We start from the raw sequence: 17,031 nt of genomic DNA on the forward strand, positions 1-17,031 counted from the left end.
GGAGACGGCCCTCCCGCACCGGTCTGGACCATTGACAGCGCACGGCCGGATCCACTTCAGTGGTCTAGTCCAACTTGGGTGCCAGGCCGGGCCGTTCCCCCCACTGGCGCGTGCTCCGGCGTGCCCTCGGACGTCCCCCACGACCGCGCCACCGCAGGAGCACCCGCATGCGCAGAACCCTGAGAAACGGCCTCGCCGCCGGCACCGCCGCCGCCCTCGCCGCGGCCACCCTGGTCGGCGTCACGCTCGGCCTGGCGCCCGCCGCCTCGGCCGGCGAGTTCCTGGTCAACGGCGGCTTCGAATCCGGCTCGCTCGGCCCCTGGAGCTGCACCGGCGGCTCCGGCAGCGTCGTCACCGGCCCGGTGCACGGCGGCAGCCACGCGCTCGCCGCCGCGGCCACCGCGGGCGACACCGCCCAGTGCTCCCAGACCGTCGCCGTCGCCCCCAACACCAGCTACACGCTCAGCGCCTGGGTCAACGGCTCCTACGTCTACCTGGGCGTCGACGGCGGCGGCCCCAGCACCTGGACGCCCGGCACCGGCGGCGCCTACCAGAAGCTCAGCCTCGGCTTCACCACCGGCGCCAACCAGACCACCGCCACCGTGTACACCCACGGCTGGTACGGGCAGGGCACCTACTACGCGGACGACGTCTCGCTGGACGGCCCGGGCGCCCCCAGCCCGACGCCGACCCCGACGCCGACACCCACACCCACGCCGACCCCGACGCCCACGTCCACGCCGACCGGGACCCCGACGGGAACCCCGACCGGCACGCCCACCGGCACCCCGACAGGTACTCCGACCGGAACCCCCGCCGGCAACCACACCCTGGTCGGCTACCTGCACGCCAGCTTCGCCAACGGCGCGGGCTACACCCGGATGGCCGACGTCCCCAACTCCTGGGACATCATCGACCTCTCCTTCGGCGAGCCCACCTCCCCGACCTCCGGCGACATCCGCTTCAACCGCTGCTCGGCCACCGACTGCCCCACCGTCGAGTCCGACGCCGACTTCAAGGCCGCCATCGCCGCCAAGCGCGCCCAGGGCAAGAAGGTGCTGATCTCGATCGGCGGCCAGAACGGCCAGGTCCAGCTGACCACCACCGCCGCCCGGGACACCTTCGTCAGCTCGGTCTCGGCCATCATCGACAAGTGGGGCCTGGACGGACTGGACATCGACTTCGAGGGCCACTCGCTCTCCCTCGACACCGGCGACACCGACTTCAAGAACCCGAAGAGCGCGGTCATCGTCAACCTGATCTCGGCGCTCAAGACCCTCAAGGCCAAGTACGGCCCGGGCTTCGTGCTGACCATGGCGCCGGAGACCTTCTTCGTCCAACTCGGCTACCAGTACTACGGATCCGGCCCCTGGGGCGGTCAGGACCCGCGCGCCGGGGCGTACCTGCCGGTGATCCACGCGCTGCGCGACGACCTCACCCTGCTGCACGTCCAGGACTACAACTCCGGCTCCGTCATGGGCCTGGACCACCAGTACCACTCGATGGGCGGCGCCGACTTCCACGTCGCGATGACCGACCTGCTGCTCAACGGCTTCCCGGTGGCGGGCAACGCCAACAACGTCTTCCCGCCGCTGCCCGCCTCGAAGGTCGCCATCGGCATGCCGGCCACCACCAACGCGGGCAACGGCTACGTCGCCCCGGCCGAGGTGGACAAGGCCCTGGACTGCCTCACCAGGCTGGCCAACTGCGGGACGTACGTGCCGCGTTCGGGCGCCCAGCCGAAGCTGGCCGGGCTGATGACCTGGTCGGTCAACTGGGACCAGTTCGGCGGCCGGGAGTTCTCCAGGAACTTCGACGCCTACTTCGGCCGCTGACCCAGCCACTGACCAGCCACTGACCAGCCACTGACCAGCCACTGACCGGCCACGGGGTCCGCGCCCGCCGGGCGCGGATCCCGCGCGGCGCGGTCAGGGCACCAGCAGCCGCTTGGCCCCTTCCACCACCGCGGGGGAGGCCTTCGCGAGCGAGCCCGCGGCGTACGGCGGCTGCGGGTCGTACTCGATGAGCAGCTGGACCGCCTGCGCGGTCCCGTCCCCGGCGATCAGGCCGGTCAGCCGCAGCGCGAGGTCGATCCCGGCCGAGACCCCGGCCGCGGTCGCGTACTTGCCGTCGACCACGATCCGCTCGGTGCCGGTGGGCTCCGCGCCGAACGGGGGCAGGCGGTCCAGCACGCCCCAGTGGCTGGTGGCCCGGCGGCCCTCCAGCAGGCCGGCGGCGGCGAGGATCAGCGAGCCGGAGCAGACCGAGGTGGTCCAGCTGGTGGTCGCGTCCACCCGGCGCACCCAGTCGAGCACCGCCGCGTCCGTCAGCTGCGCCTCCGTCCCGGGCCCGCCGGGGACCAGCAGCAGGTCGGCGGAGTCCACCTCGTCCAGGGCAGCGTCCGCGGTCAGCGCCAGACTGCCCAGGTCGTTGCGGACCGGGCCGCGCCGCGCGGCGGTGAACACCACCTCGGCCCCGGGGATCCGGGACAGCACCTCGTACGGGCCGACCACGTCCAGGCCGGTGAACTCGGGGTAGAGCAGGATCGCGATGCGCATCAGTGACCTCCATCGGATGGCCGGCCGTCGGGCCGGGAACGGAAGCGGCGGCGGTACTCGGCGGGCGGGGTGGCGACGGTCCGGACGAAGGCGCGCCGCATCGCCTCCGGGGTGCCGTAGCCGCAGGAGCGCGCGATCGCCTCGACGCCGTCGTCGGTGTCCTCCAGCAGCCGCCGGGCGGCCTCCAGCCGGACCCCGTCCACGTACCGGCCCGGGGGCACCCCCACCTCGGCGGCGAAGGCCCGGGCGAAGTGCCGCGGCGACAGCGCCGACCGGCGGGCCAGCGCCTCCACCGAGAGGTCCGCCCCGGGGTGCTCGGCGATCCACTGCTGGACCTCGCGCAGCGGCTGCCGGACCGCCACCTGGGCGGCCAGCTGGGTGCTGAACTGGGCCTGGTTGCCCGGCCGGCGCAGGAAGACCACCAGGTGACGGGCGATCAGCAGCGCGGCGTCCCGGCCGTGGTCCTCCTCGACCAGGGCCAGGGCCAGGTCGATCCCGGCGGTGACCCCGGCCGAGGTGGCGATGCGCCCGTCCCGGACGTGGATCGGGTCCGGGTCGACCGTCACGTCCGGGAACCGGCGGGCCAGCTCCCCGCAGTACGCCCAGTGGGTGGTCGCCCGGCGCCCGGACAGCAGTCCGGCCTCGGCGAGCAGGAAGGCCCCGGTGCACACCGACACCACCCGCTCGGCCCGGTCGGCCAGCTCCCGGATCCGCGCCACCAGCGCGCCGTCCGGGTGCTCGAAGGCCGCCCCGCCGGGGACCAGCAGCGTGTGCACCGGTCCGACCTCGGCGAGGTCGGCGTCCGGCAGCAGTCGCAGCCCGCTGGAACTGCGCACCGGCCGGCAGCCGGCGGAGGCGGTGGTCACCCGGTAGGCGCCCGGCTGCCCGGTGGCCGCGCCCGCCCCCGCGAACACCTCCAGGGGGCCGGTCACGTCCAGGCTCTGCACGTCGTCGTAGAGGACGACGACCACGCTGCGCGCTCTCATGCGGTCAGCCTGTCACCGGCCCGTGACGGCAGCAATGACCGGTTCCCCACCTTTCCTGCCACCGGGCGCGGCGGCGTGGGGCGTGGCGGCGTGGGGCGCGGGGGTATGCCGGAACGCCGAGAGGCCCCTTGCTCTCGCAAGGGGCCTCTCGGCTGTCTGTGCGCCGCCAGGGACTCGAACCCCGGACCCGCTGATTAAGAGTCAGCTGCTCTAACCAACTGAGCTAGCGGCGCCTGCTGACGTGGAGAACATTACCTGGTCAGCGGCCGAAACACACAATCGGCCCGGAGGGCCTCAGGCGGTCAGCACCACCTTGCCGCGGACGTGCCCGGTGGCGACCAGCCGGTGCGCCTCGGCGGCCTTCTCCAGCGGCAGCGTCTCGGCGATCTCCAGCCGCAGCCCGCCCGCCTCCCACAGCCGGACCAGCTCGGCCAGCCGCTCGGCGGTGCGCGGCCCCCGCAGCCCCCGGACGCCCAGCCGCTCGGCCTCCGGGTAGTCGACCACGGTGCCGATCCGGTCCCGGTCGGCGACCAGCTCGACGGAGGCGGCCAGCGCGCCCCGCCCGGCCGCGTCGAAGGCCGCGTCCACCCCCTGCGGGGCGGCCGCCCGGACCCGCTCGACCAGCCCCTCGCCGTACGCGACCGGGATCGCGCCCAGCCCGCGCAGGTACTCGTGGTTGCGCTCGCTCGCGGTGCCGATCACGGTGGCGCCCAGGGAGCGGGCCAGCTGGACGGCGACGGTGCCGACCCCGCCGGAGGCGCCGTGCACCAGCACGGTGTCCCCGGGCCCGACCCCGAGCAGGTCGAGCGCCACCTGGGCGGTCTGGCCGGAGGCGGAGAGCGCGCCGGCCTGCTCCCAGGGCATCCCGGCGGGCTTGGCCACCAGCTGGCCGGCGTCCACCGTGACCAGCTCGGCCTGGCAGCCCAGCACCCGGAAGCCCAGCACCTCGTCGCCGACCCGCCAGTTCCCGGCGCCCGGCCCGAGCCGGTCCACCACCCCGGCGAACTCGTTGCCCAGGACGAACGGCTCCTCGGCCACCAGCCCCGGCGGTCGGAAGCCCTCCCGGATCGCGAGGTCCACCGGCTGGACCGCGGCGGCGTACACCCGCACCCGGACCTCTCCCGGGCCGGGGTCCGGGTCCGCCACGTCGGTGACCCGCAGGACCTCGGGACCGCCGGACCTCGGTACGGTGACCGCCTTCATGGGGTGCTCCTCTCGCCGGATCTCGCTGATCCTCGCCGACTCTCGCGGACTCTCGCCGCCGCTGGCCGGCGCTCGCCGGTCCGCTGCTCGAACGCCCCGATCCTCGGACGTGAAGTGCGCTTGAGGTCAAGCGTCCGTTCGGCGTGTCCCCGCGAATGGGCGCATTGTCAGATTTATCCTGGGCGGCGCTCAGCCGTCCGCCGTCGAGAGGAACCTCCCCGTGGGTCAGCTGCCCCTGTTCTTCCTGGTGCTGCTCGCCTCCGTGGTGACCATGCCACTCGCCCGGCGGACTGGCGTGCCGCAGCCGGTACTGATGACCCTGCTCGGCATCGTCATGGCGATCGTCCCGCAGATCCCGGACGTCAAGATCGAGCCCGAGCTGATCCTCCCGCTGGTCCTGCCGCCGCTGATCTTCGCCGTCGCCCGGCGCTCCAGCGTCCGCTACTTCAAGGCCAACGCCCGCTCGATCCTGCTGCTGGCCGTCGCCCTGGTGGTGGTCACCACGATCGCGGTGGCCGGCACCGTGCACTGGCTGCTGCCCGCGCTGCCGCTCGCCGCCGCGATCGCGGTCGGCGCGCTGGTCTCCCCGCCCGACCCGGTGGCCGCCGTCGCGGTGGCCGGCAGCATCGGCCTGCCCCGCCGGCTGGTGGCGATCCTGGAGAGCGAGGGCCTGTTCAACGACGTCACCGCGATCGTCATCTACTCGCTCGCCATCGAGGCCGTGGTCAGCGGCGACTTCTCGGTCGGCCACGCCGTGCTGCGCTTCGTGCTGTCCGCCGTGCTCGCGGTGGTCGTCGGCGTGGTGCTGGGCTGGGTGAACGCCAAGCTCGCCGAGCGCCTGGACGACCCGACCCAGCAGGTCGCGCTCAACCTGCTGGTGCCCTTCGCCGCCTACACCCTCGCCGAGGAGATCCACGGCTCCGGCGTGCTCGCCGTCGTGGTCTGCGCGCTCTACCTCGCCGAGCGGGCCTCCGACGCGGACGCCGTCTCCTACCGGCTGGTCGGCAACGCCTTCTGGGAGGTGGTCGAGATCCTGATCACCGGCGTCGCCTTCGGGCTGATCGGCCTGGAGCTGGCCACCGTGCTGGAGGAGGCGGGCCGCGGCTGGACCGGCTTCCTCGGCGACGCCGCCGTGGTCATCGCGGTCGTGGTGGCGGTCCGGCTGCTCTGGCTGCTGCCGGCCGGCTGGCTGTCGAGGAGGCTGCGCAAGGGCGACGAGGAGGACACCCCGTTCAGCTGGCGGGAGAGCGTGGTGCTCTGGTGGTCCGGCATGCGCGGGGTGGCCACCGTCGCCCTGGCCCTGGCCATCCCGCTCACCCTGCACTCCGGCGCCGACTTCCCGGAGCGCGGCCGGCTGGTGTTCATCGCGTTCAGCGTGGTGCTGTTCACCCTGCTGGTGCAGGGCCTGACCCTGCCCTGGCTGGCCAAGCGCCTGCACCTGGACATCGACCAGGACGCGCACGAACAGGCCGTGCGTCAGCTGTGGTGGCGCGCCGCCAAGGCCGGGCTGGCGCGGCTCGGCGAACTGGAGGAGCAGGACCGGCTGCCGGCCGAGGTCGCCGACCGGCTGCGGGACCGTCAGCACGACCGGCTGGCCCGGCTCTGCCCGGAGAACTACGCCGAGGAGGAGGCCGCCGAGGCGAAGCAGCGGATCGCCCAGTGGCGGGCCGCCGCCGAGGTCGAGCAGGAGATGATCGCCGCCTCCCGCCGCGAGATGCTGGTCGCCCGCAGCGAGCTCGGCGCCGACCCGGAGCTGGTGGACCACGTGCTGCGCGGACTGGACCTGCGCTCCGAGCGGAAGTGAACGGGGCGCGAGCGGCGGGTGCAACAGAAGTGACGGGCAGTCCGGCCGGTCGGCGGCACGGCCTCCGACCGGCCGGAATGTGCGCCACCCCCTCCGGAGTTGCATAGGCTGAACCCGGGCAGGCCGTCAACGGAGTCGGCGCACCACCCGTACCGCAACGACCTCGCGAAGCCGCTCGACGACGACCGGCCCCACGCCTGGCCCTGCCGGTTTCTGCACCCAGATGAATCGAGGACCCACCGATGTCGGAGACCCGCGCCGACGCCCGCACCCCGCTCGACCGCACCCCGCAGTGGGCCGCCCTGGCCAAGCACCGGGCCGAGCTGGGCGAGACCCACCTGCGCGAGCTGTTCGCCGCCGACCCCGAGCGCGGCCGCACCCACACGCTCCAGGTCGGCGACCTGTACGTGGACTACGCCAAGCACCTGGTCACCGACGAGACGCTGGAGCTGCTGCGCGAACTCGCCGCCGCCACCGGCGTGGCCGAGCTGCGGGACGCCATGTTCCGCGGCGAGAAGATCAACATCACCGAGCAGCGGGCCGTCCTGCACACCGCGCTGCGCGCCCCGCGCGGCGCCGTCGTCGAGGTGGACGGCGTGAACGTCGTCCCCGCCGTACACGCCGTCCTGGACAAGATGGCCGCCTTCGCCGACCGGGTCCGCAGCGGCGAGTGGAAGGGCCACACCGGCAAGCCCATCCGCACCGTGGTCAACATCGGCATCGGCGGCTCCGACCTCGGCCCGGCGATGGCCTACGAGGTGCTGCGCTCCTTCGGCAAGCGCGACCTGGCGGTCCGCTTCGTCTCCAACGTGGACGGCGCCGACCTGCACGAGGCGGTCCGGGACCTCGACCCGGCCGAGACCCTGTTCATCGTGGCCTCGAAGACCTTCACCACCATCGAGACCATCACCAACGCGATCTCCGCCCGCGCCTGGCTGCTCGACGGCCTGGGCGCCGGCACCGAGGCGGTGGCCAAGCACTTCGTCGCGCTGTCCACCAACGCCCAGGGCGTGCAGGACTTCGGCATCGACACCGCCAACATGTTCGAGTTCTGGGACTGGGTCGGCGGCCGCTACTCCTACGACTCGGCGATCGGCCTCTCGCTGATGATCGCCATCGGCCCGGACGCCTTCCGCGAGATGCTGGACGGCTTCCACCTGGTCGACGAGCACTTCCGCACCGCCCCGCCGGAGCAGAACGTCCCGCTGCTGCTCGGCCTGCTGGGCGTCTGGTACGGCGCGTTCTTCGACGCCCAGGCGCACGCGGTGCTGCCGTACTCGCACTACCTGTCCAAGTTCACCGCCTACCTCCAGCAGCTGGACATGGAGTCCAACGGCAAGTCGGTGACCCGCGACGGCACCCCGGTCGGCTGGCAGACCGGCCCGGTGGTCTGGGGCACCCCCGGCACCAACGGCCAGCACGCGTACTACCAGCTGCTGCACCAGGGCACCAAGGTGGTCCCGGCCGACTTCATCGGCTTCGCCCGCCCGGTCGCCGACCTGCCCGACCGCCTGGTCGCCCAGCACGACCTGCTGCTGGCCAACTTCTTCGCCCAGACCCAGGCGCTGGCCTTCGGCAAGACCCCGGAGGAGGTCGCCGCCGAGGGCGTGCCGGCCGAGCTCGTCCCGCACAAGACCTTCAAGGGCAACCACCCGACCACCACCATCCTGGCCGCCGAGCTGACCCCGTCGGTGCTCGGCCAGCTGGTCGCGCTGTACGAGCACAAGGTGTTCGTCCAGGGCGCGATCTGGAACATCGACTCCTTCGACCAGTGGGGCGTCGAGCTGGGCAAGGTGCTCGCCAAGCGGATCGAGCCGGTGCTGCTCACCGGTGAGGGCGACGTGCAGCTGGACAGCTCCACCGCCGCGCTGGTCGCCCGCTACCGCGCGCTGCGCGGCCGCTGAGCCCGGGACCGGGCCGTCCGCTCCGGCGGGCGGCCCGGTGCTGCCCGTTCGGGCTCGCGAGGCTCGCGAGGTCCGCGAGGTTCGCGGTGTGGAAACGCCGGAAGGCCCCCTGCCTTCGCAAGGGGCCTTCCGGCTGTCTGTGCGCCGCCAGGGACTCGAACCCCGGACCCGCTGATTAAGAGTCAGCTGCTCTAACCAACTGAGCTAGCGGCGCCTGCTGACAGAGAAAACTGTAGCAGCGGCCGGCGGCCGAGCCAAAATCGAATACCGGCCGCCCTCCGTTCACCCCCGGGTCACCAGGACCGGCTCGGCCGGGACGCCGGGGCCGGGCTCGCGCGCCGCCCGTACACAGGCCCACAGCACCACCGAGGCCCCGGGCAGCCAGGGCTCCCGCTCCTCCGGGGCGACGATCCAGCGGCCGGTGCCCCGGCCGGGGGAGTCCGGGCCGTGCACCATCCGCTGCAGCGGCGGGACGGTCACCGCGTCGCCCTTTCCGTGGCACAGCAGCGGCGGAACGTCCCGGGCCCACTCCTCCCAGGCCAGCAGCCGGCGCAGCCGGGGCGCCGCGCCGGGTCGGACGAACAGCAGGGTGCGCCCGCGACAGGCCGCGACCGGGCCGCAGCCGGGGCCGGAGGCCCACAGCTCGTCCAGCACCCGGCGGCCGAACAGCGACGGCATGCTGATCACGTCGAAGGCCCGCCCGCAGGGCAGTACGGAGGGCGCCCACGGGCGGGCCTCCCAGAGGGCGCGCATGCTGCGCGGGTACTCGCTGGCGGAGGCCAGCCAGGCCTCCCCGGCCACGGTGACGTACTCCACCGACTGGTGCGTCCAGATGTCCACGCCCAGCAGCCTGCGCCGTGCGCGCCCCCGGTGTGGTGGAAAGCGCCGTTCGCCGGACAGGGCGACGGGCGATCGCGTACCCTCCGCCGCTGGCATATGCCAGCGGCCGGTTCGGAGGCGGGAGTCAGTCCTCGTGGCGGCGCGGCTGGAGCAGGCCGCGGCCGTACTCGATCATCTTGGCGGCGTAGTCCGGGGTCCAGTCCGCCCGCTCGGCGACCTCGGTGTCCGACAGCGCGTCGAACCGGCGCGGGTCGGCCAGCTGCGCGGCGGCGACGGCCTGGAAGTCGGTGGCCCGGTCGGCGGCGGCCCGGAAGGCCAGGGCCAGCTCGGTGGAGCGGCGCAGCAGCTCGGCGGGGTCGTCGATCGACTCCAGGTCGAAGAATCGTTCCGGCTCCGGTTCGGTGGCCTGCGGCTCGAACAGGAGCTGCGCGGGGCGCAGGCGCCTGGTGGGCTCGGGCGTCTCGGCGGGGGAGTCGGGCATGGACGGACACCTCCGGGGTCTCGGTGAGGGAGGGCGGCGGGCTGCTCCGGGCCGCGCCGCCCGATCGTGGCCGTCGTCCATTGTCTCGCGGCGGCGGCCGGTAGCGGAACGGTGCGCGTGCAGGCGCTATTCCCGGGGCGCGCGCCGGGGCGGTGACCCGGGCGCTGCGCTTCCCGGTCGCATGCGAACCGGTTGTACCGGGTACGGCGGCCGCCCACCGGACCGGGAACCGTCCGCTGAGAACCGAACCGAGAACCGCCCATCGAACCGGGAGCACCACCATGCGCGCACTGTCCACCGGCCTCCTGCTGGCCGCCGCCCTCCTCGTCCCGGCCGCCCCCGCCGCCGCGGCGGAGACGGCCAAGGTCGTCACCGGGCCGCCCAGCAGCCCGGGCGGCACCTCCACGGCCACCTGCCCGAGCGGCACCCACCTCACCGGCGGCGGCTACCGGCTCCAGCCCGACGCCGACGGGCCGGTGCGCGCCAGCGGGCCGACCGCCGACGCCACCGGCTGGAGCGCCCAGGCCGCGCACGGGTCCGTGGTGGCCTTCGCGGTCTGCGAGACCGAGGACTGACCGTCCACGACCGGCTACCTCAGGTGGACCCGGTGGCCGCCGAGGTGCTGGAGGACCTGGTGGTTGGCCTCCCAGCCGTCCGGGAAGGCCACCGGGACCCCGAGCTGGACCGGCTCGGTCGACGGGTGTTCGTCCAGCAGTTCGGCGATCCCGGCCCGGGCGACCACGATGCACGCGTGCCGGTGCCGGGAGGCGAGCACGCAGAGCCGGCCGGTCTCCAGGTGGAAGGCGGTCGCGTCGGGGCGTCCGGAGAGCGGGTGCAGCACCACGGTGACGTCGTACTCCCGGCCCTGCAGCCGGTTCGCGGTGTCCACCGTGACGGCCGGCCCGGCCGTGCCGTCCACCGGGACACCCACCTTGAGCAGGGCCGCCCGCACCGCCGCCGCCTGGTCCCGGTGCGCCGTGCCGACGGCGATCCGGTCCGCGGTGAGCGGCGTCTCGCCCTGCTCGGAGCGGGCGGTCAGCCCGCGCTCCAGCAGCCGCCGCACGGTCGCCGCGACGGCGGCCACCGCCTGCGGGTCGGTCCGCACGGTGTGCCGGGCGGGCAGTTCCAGCAGCGCCCAGCCGTGCTCGGCGGCCCGGTCGAGCACCGCGTCCAGCGCCGAGCCGTCCGGGCGGACGGCCGGGGTCAGCCCGCGGTCGTCCGGGCCGGTGCCGGAGCGGAACGGCGTGTACGGGTAGAACGCCCGGGAGATCAGCGGCGCCGCGCTGGCCGGCAGCCGCCAGGAGACCGGCAGCCGGTGCGGCTCGATCTGCGGGTTGTGCGCCAGCATCGTCACCACCGCGCTGCTGGAGGGGTCGTAGGACAGGCCCGCCCACTGCTCGGTGCCGACCACGGTGAACGGGTCCAGCTGGCCCGGGTCGCCGACGAACAGCGCCCGCTCGAACAGTCGGGCCACCGCCAACAGGGCGTCCGAGCGCATCTGGTAGGCCTCGTCGACGATCGCGTGCCGCCACGGCGCCTCGGCCCGCACCCACTGCCACTTCGCGGCGGTGGAGATCACCACGTCGTGCTCGACCAGGTCGGCGACCTTGTCGGAGGGCGTGACATTGGCGTGCCCGAGCACCTCCGGGCCGGGCCGGGAGTCCGCCGCGTGCAGCCGTCCGATCGTCAACTCCGGCGCCTTCTCGGCCAGTCGGCCGACCAGGTCGTCCACCTGGCCGTTCGTCTGGGCGACGATCATCAGCCGCTCGCCGGCCGCCACCAGCTCCCGGGCCGCCCGCACCACCAGGGTCGACTTCCCGGCGCCGGGCGGGGAGTCCACCACCACGCCGCGCGGCGCGCCGACCGCGGGGTGGACGGTGGCCGCCAGGATCCGGGCCACGGCGGCGTCGGCGGCCGCCCCGGGGGACTGCGCCTCGATCGGTTCGGTCATCACTCCCACTCCTCGACGGCGACGGCGGCGGTGGCGGTAGCAGTGGCGGCGGTGGCGGCACCCGGGGCGGCGCCCGGCGGGCCGCCGTGGGTCCACGGGGTGTCGTCCGGTTCGGGCAGCGGCGCGGACTGGCGGACCGTCAGCTCGAACAGGGTGAAGGTGACCGGTTCGCCGGGCTCGGGCAGGCTGCCCGGCTCCGGCTCCTTCTTGCGGCCCATGCCGGACAGCACCCGCAGTGTGATGGTGCCCTCGGCCGGATCGACCGCCACGATCCGCGCCTTCTGCGCCGTCGGCCCGTGCACCCGGTGCGCCTCCCGGCCGAGGTCGGCGTGCGGGCGGTCGGTGGTGCGCAGGGTGACCAGCGGGCGCGGCTTGGGGGAGCGGCCGGTGGTGTCGTAGTCGGGCACCACCTCGGTCACCACCCCGCTGAACGCCTCGCCGGAGAGCCGGTGTTCGGCCATCGCCAGCGGGTCGTCCAGGGCCTCCTGGACGTCCAGCCGGGCCTGCTCGCGCTCGCGCTGGGCGAGCTTGCGGGCCGCGGTGACGGCGTCGTCCTGCCGGGGCTGCGGGGGCTCGCCGGCCGCCAGGCGGTCCCGGTGGCCGGTGTAGGACCAGCGGTCGCCGGTCCAGCGCTCCTCCAGGTGGCCGGCCGGCGGCAGGGCGCGCAGCAGATCCAGGCCCCGCCAGACGTCCCGCCAGGTCGGCAGCAGGACGGCGGACAACGCCCGCTCCAGCTGTTCGACCGCCGCGCGGACGGCCGCCCGGGCCCGCTCGGCGGCGGCCTCGTCGCGCTGCTCGGTGCTGTGCTGCAGGGCGTTGACGGCCGCGTCGTAGCGGGCGATCGCCGGGGCCAGCACCCCCTCGTCGAAGGCCGGGTCGGTGGCCGGACCGGCCGGCGGGTGCAGCAGCTGGCCGTGCTCGTCGCGGGCGGACTCGGCCAGTTCGGCCGCCTGGGCCCCGGTCAGCCCCGGCGGCGGATCGTGCCAGGCCAGCCGGGCGGCCAGGTGCTGGTCCTCCAGGTGGCTCTGGCCGGTGGCCCAGTGCCGGGCGAGCAGACCGGTCATCGGCAGCAGCAGGCTGGAACCGGGCACCTGGGCGCGGTCGGTGAGGTGGGTCAGCCAGCGGCCGAGCAGCGGCACCCGCAGTGGCGCCGGGTGGGGGCCCGGGTCGGCGTCCTCGGCGGTGCGGCGGAAGCGGGTGGAGCGGCCGATCAGGGCGAGGTGGTGCACGCCCGCGCTGTTGGGCACGATCAGCTGCGGCGCGTCCGTGCACAGCTCCCGGAACACCTGGGTCTTCTCGCCGGTCTCCGGGTCCTTCTCGGAGCCCTCGATCTGTTCGACGTCCGTGCCGAAGGACTCCAGGTAGGGCAGCAGGTCGGCGGCCAGCGCGGCCAGGTAGTCGAACCGGAGCGTGCGGTTGAGCGGCTGCGGCACCAGGTGCAGCCGGGGCGCGTCCCGGTCGGTGCCCAGCATGACGGCCAGCGGCGCGCCGGCCTCACCGGCGGCGGTCAGCGGGACGACCACCATCGGGCGCTCCGACAGGTGCCGGTGCCGGACGGTGGCCAGCGGCTCGGCCCGCCCGCTGCGGACGGCCTCCAGCCGGGCGAGGGTGGTCAGCAGGCTCATGCCGTCCCGCCCAGGGCTTCCGTACCGAGGACTTCCGTACCGAGCGTCTTCGTACCCAGCGCTTCCGCGCGCAGGGCGGCGGCGTAGGCCAGGCGTTGGGCCGCCTCGTACGCGCCGTCGCTGTCCTCGCCGTCCTCACTGACCTCGCCGCCCCCGCTGTCCGCGCCCGAGGTGCCGGCCGCGGCGGCCAGGGCCTCGGTGACCGTACGGAGGGCGCCCAGCTCGCCGCGCACGCCCCGGCCGAGCTGCTCGACCCGGTCGTCGCAGCGGGCCCGGGCGCGGCAGTGGAAGCCGAGTTCGCAGGTGGAGAGGCAGTCCGGGCTGTAGGCGGCGGGCACCGCCTCGACCGAGGCGGTCAGCTGTTCGGTGCTGCGGGCCGGGGCGCCGTCCTGGTCGGCGGCCAGGTCGAAGTCGGTGCCGGGCGGCAGTGCCTCCAGCAGCCGGCCGATGCCGGTCATCCGGCTCAACTGGCGGCGGGTGGTGGCCAGCTCGCGGCGGACGTCGACGGCGACCGCGGTCGGCCGGTTGCCGAAGTCCTTCGGGCAGACCAGCAGCACGGTGGTGCGGGGGCTGCCCGGCAGCCGCTGCTCGGTGTACGGGTCGTCGCTGAGCGGCAGCCCGGCGGCCGCGGCGGCGGCGTGCTGGAGCGCCAGCACGTACACGGCAGCCTGACGGGCGGCGGCGCCGACCTTGGCCGGGTCCGCGCTGCCGTCCAGCACCGGGAAGGACTTGATCTCGACCACCGTGCACCGACCGCCGTGCACCACCAGGGCGTCCGGTTCCAGGTAGGCGGTGCTGCCGGCCACCGCGAGCCTGAGCATCGGGTGGTCCAGCAGCGTCCAGGCGTCCGGGTCGGCGGCGGCCAGGGCCAGTGCCTCGGCCGTCCGGTCGGCGCGGACGGCCGGGCCGGAGCGGTGCAGCAGGTCCGGGACCAGCAGCGGGGTCCGGTCGTCCGCGGGGACGCCGAGGTGGGCGCGGAGCGGCTCCAGCAGGGCGGCGTGGTCGTCCGCCTTCAACCGGGACTCGAAGACCAGGCCGCGGGCGATCGCGAACGGGGACTGCCCGAAGGGGGCGGGGCGGCCGAGCCGGGCGGCCAGCGCCGACTTGTCCACTCCGGCCGCGTCCAGGACGGCGCGGCGGTGGCAGCCCGGGTTGGCGGCCAGGGCGGCGAGGGAGCGGGCGTTCAGACTGCGCTGAGGGGCCGGTCCGCGCAGCTCGGCGAGCCGCAGGGCGAGCGGCTCAGCGGGCCCGCCGAGCGGGACGTTCGTCGAGACGTTCATGGTGCGGCCCAGTGTCGCATCCGGGTCCGACAACGCGGGGCGGACCGGGCGGTTCCGGCCCGTTCCGGTTCGTTCCGGCCGCGACCACCGGGTCGGGCCGGCCTGCGAACGGGCAGGGCAGGGACCGGGGCGGCCGGGGCCCGCGATCGTGGCCGCCGAGCGGGTGGGGGATCATGGAGCCCGGTGCTCAAGGGTGAGACCGACCGTTGACCGCCCCGTTGCGAGGAGCCTGCCATGCCCGCCCGAATCGTGCTGGTCCGCCACGGTGAGACCGAGTGGTCGGCCACCGGCCGCCACACCGGCCGCACCGACATCCCGCTGACCGAGGAGGGCCGGGCGATGGCCCGGGCGCTCGGCGCCCGGCTCGCCAAGGCCCCCTGGAACGGCCTGCCGGACGCGCTCGTCTACACCAGCCCGCTCGGCCGCGCGAAGGAGACCTGCGCGCTGGCCGGCTTCGGCGACCGCGCGGTCGACCGCCCCGAACTGCTCGAGTGGGACTACGGCCAGTACGAGGGCCGCACCGGCGTCGACATCCGGGCCACCGACCACCCCGGCTGGCTGATCTGGCGCGACGGCGTGCCCGGCGGCGAGAAGCTCTCCGAGGTCGCCGCCCGGGTGGACGCCTTCCTGGCCGGACTCAACGCGGAGCACGGCGTCCCGGAGCCGGACACCACCGAGATGCACTGCGCCGACCGGGACGTCGTCCTGTTCGCGCACGGCCACCTGCTGCGCATCCTGACCGCCCGCTGGCTGGGCCTGCCGCCCGAGTTCGCCCAGCGGTTCAAGCTCGGTACGGCGGCGCTGTGCGTGCTGTCCTGGGAGTACGGCGCCCCGGCGGTGGAGGTCTGGAACGACCTGTCCCACCTGGAGGGGCTGAACGCCGGCCACTGAGGCCTGTGGTGACGACCCGGTGACGACCCGTCGGTTCGGTCGTCGGTCCGCTCAGGCCGCCGCGACCCGGTCGTAGCCGATCAGGAAGCGGCGGACCTCGGCGACCGAGGCGTGCTGCCGCAGCCGCCCCGCGGTGTCCGCCAGCATGCTGCGGATCCGGGCCGAGCGGACCTCGCCGAACAGCGCGACGGCGGCCGAGCCGTGGTGCGCCGCCCCCGCCAAGTCTCCCCGGCCGAGCCGGTCGTGGGCCAGTTCGGCGGTGTACAGCACCCGGTTGCGGACGAAGTGCGGCTCCTGCAGCGCTATGGCCAGCGCGGCCTGCTCGCTGGCCCGGTCCCAGTCCTCCAGGGCGGACCAGCACTGCGACTGCAGCCCGGCGATCTCCGCCTCGCCGAAGAAGGACATCCACTCCGGGTCGGTCTCCGACGGCCCCCGGTCGAACAGCGCGTAGGCCCGGCCGATCGCGCGTTCGCAGCTGGCGCGGTCCCGCAGCACGGCCCAGGCGCCGGCCTCGCGCATGGCGAGCAGGGCGAGCAGCCGGGCGGAGTCCAGCTCCCGGGCGGCGGACTGCCCGGCCTGCGCGGCGCGCAGCGCCTCGCGCGGGCGTCCGGCGTCCCGGGCGAGGAAGGCGCTGTTGCAGAAGACGTGCGCCTCCAGGGCGGAGTCCCCGGCCATCCGGGCGGTGGCGAGCGCCTCGGCGTAGAACGAGCGGGCGTCCGCCAGCCGGTTCGAGTCGTGTGCCAACCAGCCCACCGAGATGGCCAGTTCACCGGCTCCGGCCTGGAGCCGGCGCTCGGTCTCGGCGCTGTACTCGCCCTCGTTGAGCAGGACGTAGGCGGTGCGCAGGGACTGCCCGGCGAGTTCGTACAGGGCGTCCGCGCCGTGGGCGTCGTCGGCCAGTCTGATGTCCCGGACGGCCTGTTCGACGCCGAACACCTCGGCGGCGCCGACCTTGCGCAGCGGCGGCACCGGCCCGGGGCGCCCGGGCACCACCGGATCGGCGCCGTGCAGTGCGGGCGCGGTGAACTCCGCACCGGGGAAGGCGGATCGGCCGGGTGCCGGGCCGAAGCCCGGGCGGGTGGCGGTGACGGCAGGGGCTGCCGAACCGGCGGCGGCCGGCCGGTCGATGCCGATCACGGTGGCCAGCGCGGTCGTGCCGCCGGCCAGGAACGTACGGCGACGCACGTCGTCGTTCTCCTCGTCGGGATAGGGCGATCCATCGGGCCCCCTGGGCACCGCGCCGGCCATCGGCCACGGGGGCCCGTCCGGAGCGGCTGGATCCGCGTACGGCGAGGCAGCGTACGGGAGTTGAGTGGAGAGTGGTGAGCGCGGGGCGGGCAGGGACGGGAACGGCGGATGGATCGGTAGGTGGAGCGCGGCCGCCTCGGCGGCCGCCCCGCCGCCGGCCGCCCCGCGGCGGCGGGCGGCGGTGGGGGGGGGGTAGGCCAGGGGGGTGTTCGTGCGCCCCGGCCCCAAGTGGCCGTACACCCCCTCCGAGGGGTTGTTGG

Annotated in this window: 14 protein-coding genes and 2 tRNA genes; 5 read left to right on the plus strand and 11 right to left on the minus strand. The window is 74.8% G+C overall.

Features of this window, described 5'->3' with window-relative positions; all coding sequences use genetic code 11:
• Window positions 1–167 precede the first annotated feature (167 nt).
• A complete protein-coding gene (locus tag AB0F71_RS30205) occupies window positions 168–1,835 on the plus strand; it encodes a glycosyl hydrolase family 18 protein (protein WP_360240809.1) in 1,668 nt (555 codons plus the stop codon).
• A 93-nt stretch (window positions 1,836–1,928) separates the two neighbouring features.
• On the opposite strand, the gene AB0F71_RS30210 is transcribed toward AB0F71_RS30205, so the two are convergent.
• The 4 genes from AB0F71_RS30210 to AB0F71_RS30225 all read right to left on the minus strand — a co-directional run bounded on the left by AB0F71_RS30210 (window position 1,929) and on the right by AB0F71_RS30225 (window position 4,747).
• Entirely contained in the window at window positions 1,929–2,558 is a 630-nt protein-coding gene (locus tag AB0F71_RS30210; protein ID WP_360240812.1) for a DJ-1/PfpI family protein, read from the minus strand.
• A complete protein-coding gene (locus AB0F71_RS30215) occupies window positions 2,558–3,544 on the minus strand; it encodes a GlxA family transcriptional regulator (RefSeq protein WP_360240815.1) in 987 nt (328 codons plus the stop codon). The genes AB0F71_RS30210 and AB0F71_RS30215 overlap by 1 nt, the downstream gene beginning before the upstream one ends.
• A gap of 159 nt (window positions 3,545–3,703) precedes the next feature.
• Window positions 3,704–3,777: transfer RNA gene (locus AB0F71_RS30220), tRNA-Lys, on the minus strand.
• Between the two features lie 61 nt (window positions 3,778–3,838).
• A complete protein-coding gene (locus AB0F71_RS30225; protein ID WP_360240818.1) occupies window positions 3,839–4,747 on the minus strand; it encodes an NADP-dependent oxidoreductase in 909 nt (302 codons plus the stop codon).
• Window positions 4,748–4,967: 220 nt separating this feature from the next.
• On the opposite strand from AB0F71_RS30225, the gene AB0F71_RS30230 reads away from it, so the two are divergent.
• Together AB0F71_RS30230 and pgi are read left to right on the plus strand one after the other, a co-directional pair.
• Window positions 4,968–6,551 carry a Na+/H+ antiporter gene (locus AB0F71_RS30230; RefSeq protein ID WP_360240821.1) on the plus strand — a complete coding sequence of 528 codons (1,584 nt, stop codon included), beginning with the start codon at window positions 4,968–4,970 and terminating at the stop codon, window positions 6,549–6,551.
• Between the two features lie 242 nt (window positions 6,552–6,793).
• Window positions 6,794–8,455 carry a glucose-6-phosphate isomerase gene (pgi, locus tag AB0F71_RS30235; protein WP_360240824.1) on the plus strand — a complete coding sequence of 554 codons (1,662 nt, stop codon included), beginning with the start codon at window positions 6,794–6,796 and terminating at the stop codon, window positions 8,453–8,455.
• Between the two features lie 140 nt (window positions 8,456–8,595).
• Here the strand turns inward: pgi and AB0F71_RS30240 are convergent.
• From AB0F71_RS30240 to AB0F71_RS30250, 3 genes are all read right to left on the minus strand, one after another.
• Window positions 8,596–8,669, minus strand: a tRNA-Lys gene (locus AB0F71_RS30240).
• A 68-nt stretch (window positions 8,670–8,737) separates the two neighbouring features.
• A complete protein-coding gene (locus tag AB0F71_RS30245; protein WP_360240827.1) occupies window positions 8,738–9,391 on the minus strand; it encodes a bifunctional DNA primase/polymerase in 654 nt (217 codons plus the stop codon).
• A 28-nt stretch (window positions 9,392–9,419) separates the two neighbouring features.
• A complete protein-coding gene (locus AB0F71_RS30250; RefSeq protein ID WP_360240830.1) occupies window positions 9,420–9,776 on the minus strand; it encodes a hypothetical protein in 357 nt (118 codons plus the stop codon).
• A gap of 281 nt (window positions 9,777–10,057) precedes the next feature.
• Between AB0F71_RS30250 and AB0F71_RS30255 the strand changes: the two genes are divergently transcribed.
• Window positions 10,058–10,351 carry a hypothetical protein gene (locus AB0F71_RS30255; protein WP_360240833.1) on the plus strand — a complete coding sequence of 98 codons (294 nt, stop codon included), beginning with the start codon at window positions 10,058–10,060 and terminating at the stop codon, window positions 10,349–10,351.
• A gap of 14 nt (window positions 10,352–10,365) precedes the next feature.
• Here the strand turns inward: AB0F71_RS30255 and AB0F71_RS30260 are convergent, their stop codons facing one another.
• The 3 genes from AB0F71_RS30260 to AB0F71_RS30270 are packed head-to-tail and all read right to left on the minus strand — an operon-like array spanning window position 10,366 to window position 14,632.
• The gene (locus AB0F71_RS30260; protein WP_360240836.1) at window positions 10,366–11,727 is read right to left on the minus strand and encodes an AAA family ATPase; all 1,362 of its coding nucleotides are present in this window, start codon (window positions 11,725–11,727) and stop codon (window positions 10,366–10,368) included.
• A complete protein-coding gene (locus AB0F71_RS30265; protein WP_360240839.1) occupies window positions 11,727–13,352 on the minus strand; it encodes a hypothetical protein in 1,626 nt (541 codons plus the stop codon). Before AB0F71_RS30265 ends, AB0F71_RS30260 begins: the two co-directional genes overlap by 1 nt.
• Window positions 13,349–14,632, minus strand: a complete 1,284-nt coding sequence (locus AB0F71_RS30270; RefSeq protein ID WP_360240842.1) for a hypothetical protein — start codon at window positions 14,630–14,632, stop codon at window positions 13,349–13,351. Before AB0F71_RS30270 ends, AB0F71_RS30265 begins: the two co-directional genes overlap by 4 nt.
• A gap of 234 nt (window positions 14,633–14,866) precedes the next feature.
• On the opposite strand from AB0F71_RS30270, the gene AB0F71_RS30275 reads away from it, so the two are divergent.
• The gene (locus tag AB0F71_RS30275; RefSeq protein ID WP_360240845.1) at window positions 14,867–15,523 is read left to right on the plus strand and encodes a histidine phosphatase family protein; all 657 of its coding nucleotides are present in this window, start codon (window positions 14,867–14,869) and stop codon (window positions 15,521–15,523) included.
• Between the two features lie 51 nt (window positions 15,524–15,574).
• Here the strand turns inward: AB0F71_RS30275 and AB0F71_RS30280 are convergent, their stop codons facing one another.
• Window positions 15,575–16,708 carry a tetratricopeptide repeat protein gene (locus AB0F71_RS30280; protein WP_360240848.1) on the minus strand — a complete coding sequence of 378 codons (1,134 nt, stop codon included), beginning with the start codon at window positions 16,706–16,708 and terminating at the stop codon, window positions 15,575–15,577.
• Window positions 16,709–17,031 lie beyond the last annotated feature (323 nt).

The sequence above is a fragment of the Kitasatospora sp. NPDC028055 genome, assembly GCF_040637885.1.
Lineage (GTDB): Bacteria > Actinomycetota > Actinomycetes > Streptomycetales > Streptomycetaceae > Kitasatospora.

Bases quoted from the DNA above. Each gene is read 5' to 3' on its own strand.
- AB0F71_RS30205 (WP_360240809.1), top strand. From the start codon at position 168: ATGCGCAGAACCCTGAGAAACGGCCTCGCCGCCGGCACCGCCGCCGCC.
- AB0F71_RS30210 (WP_360240812.1), bottom strand. From the start codon at position 2,558: ATGCGCATCGCGATCCTGCTCTACCCCGAGTTCACCGGCCTGGACGTG.
- AB0F71_RS30215 (WP_360240815.1), bottom strand. From the start codon at position 3,544: ATGAGAGCGCGCAGCGTGGTCGTCGTCCTCTACGACGACGTGCAGAGC.
- AB0F71_RS30225 (WP_360240818.1), bottom strand. From the start codon at position 4,747: ATGAAGGCGGTCACCGTACCGAGGTCCGGCGGTCCCGAGGTCCTGCGG.
- pgi (WP_360240824.1), top strand. From the start codon at position 6,794: ATGTCGGAGACCCGCGCCGACGCCCGCACCCCGCTCGACCGCACCCCG.
- AB0F71_RS30245 (WP_360240827.1), bottom strand. From the start codon at position 9,391: ATGCCAGCGGCGGAGGGTACGCGATCGCCCGTCGCCCTGTCCGGCGAA.
- AB0F71_RS30250 (WP_360240830.1), bottom strand. From the start codon at position 9,776: ATGCCCGACTCCCCCGCCGAGACGCCCGAGCCCACCAGGCGCCTGCGC.
- AB0F71_RS30255 (WP_360240833.1), top strand. From the start codon at position 10,058: ATGCGCGCACTGTCCACCGGCCTCCTGCTGGCCGCCGCCCTCCTCGTC.
- AB0F71_RS30260 (WP_360240836.1), bottom strand. From the start codon at position 11,727: ATGACCGAACCGATCGAGGCGCAGTCCCCCGGGGCGGCCGCCGACGCC.
- AB0F71_RS30265 (WP_360240839.1), bottom strand. From the start codon at position 13,352: ATGAGCCTGCTGACCACCCTCGCCCGGCTGGAGGCCGTCCGCAGCGGG.
- AB0F71_RS30270 (WP_360240842.1), bottom strand. From the start codon at position 14,632: ATGAACGTCTCGACGAACGTCCCGCTCGGCGGGCCCGCTGAGCCGCTC.
- AB0F71_RS30275 (WP_360240845.1), top strand. From the start codon at position 14,867: ATGCCCGCCCGAATCGTGCTGGTCCGCCACGGTGAGACCGAGTGGTCG.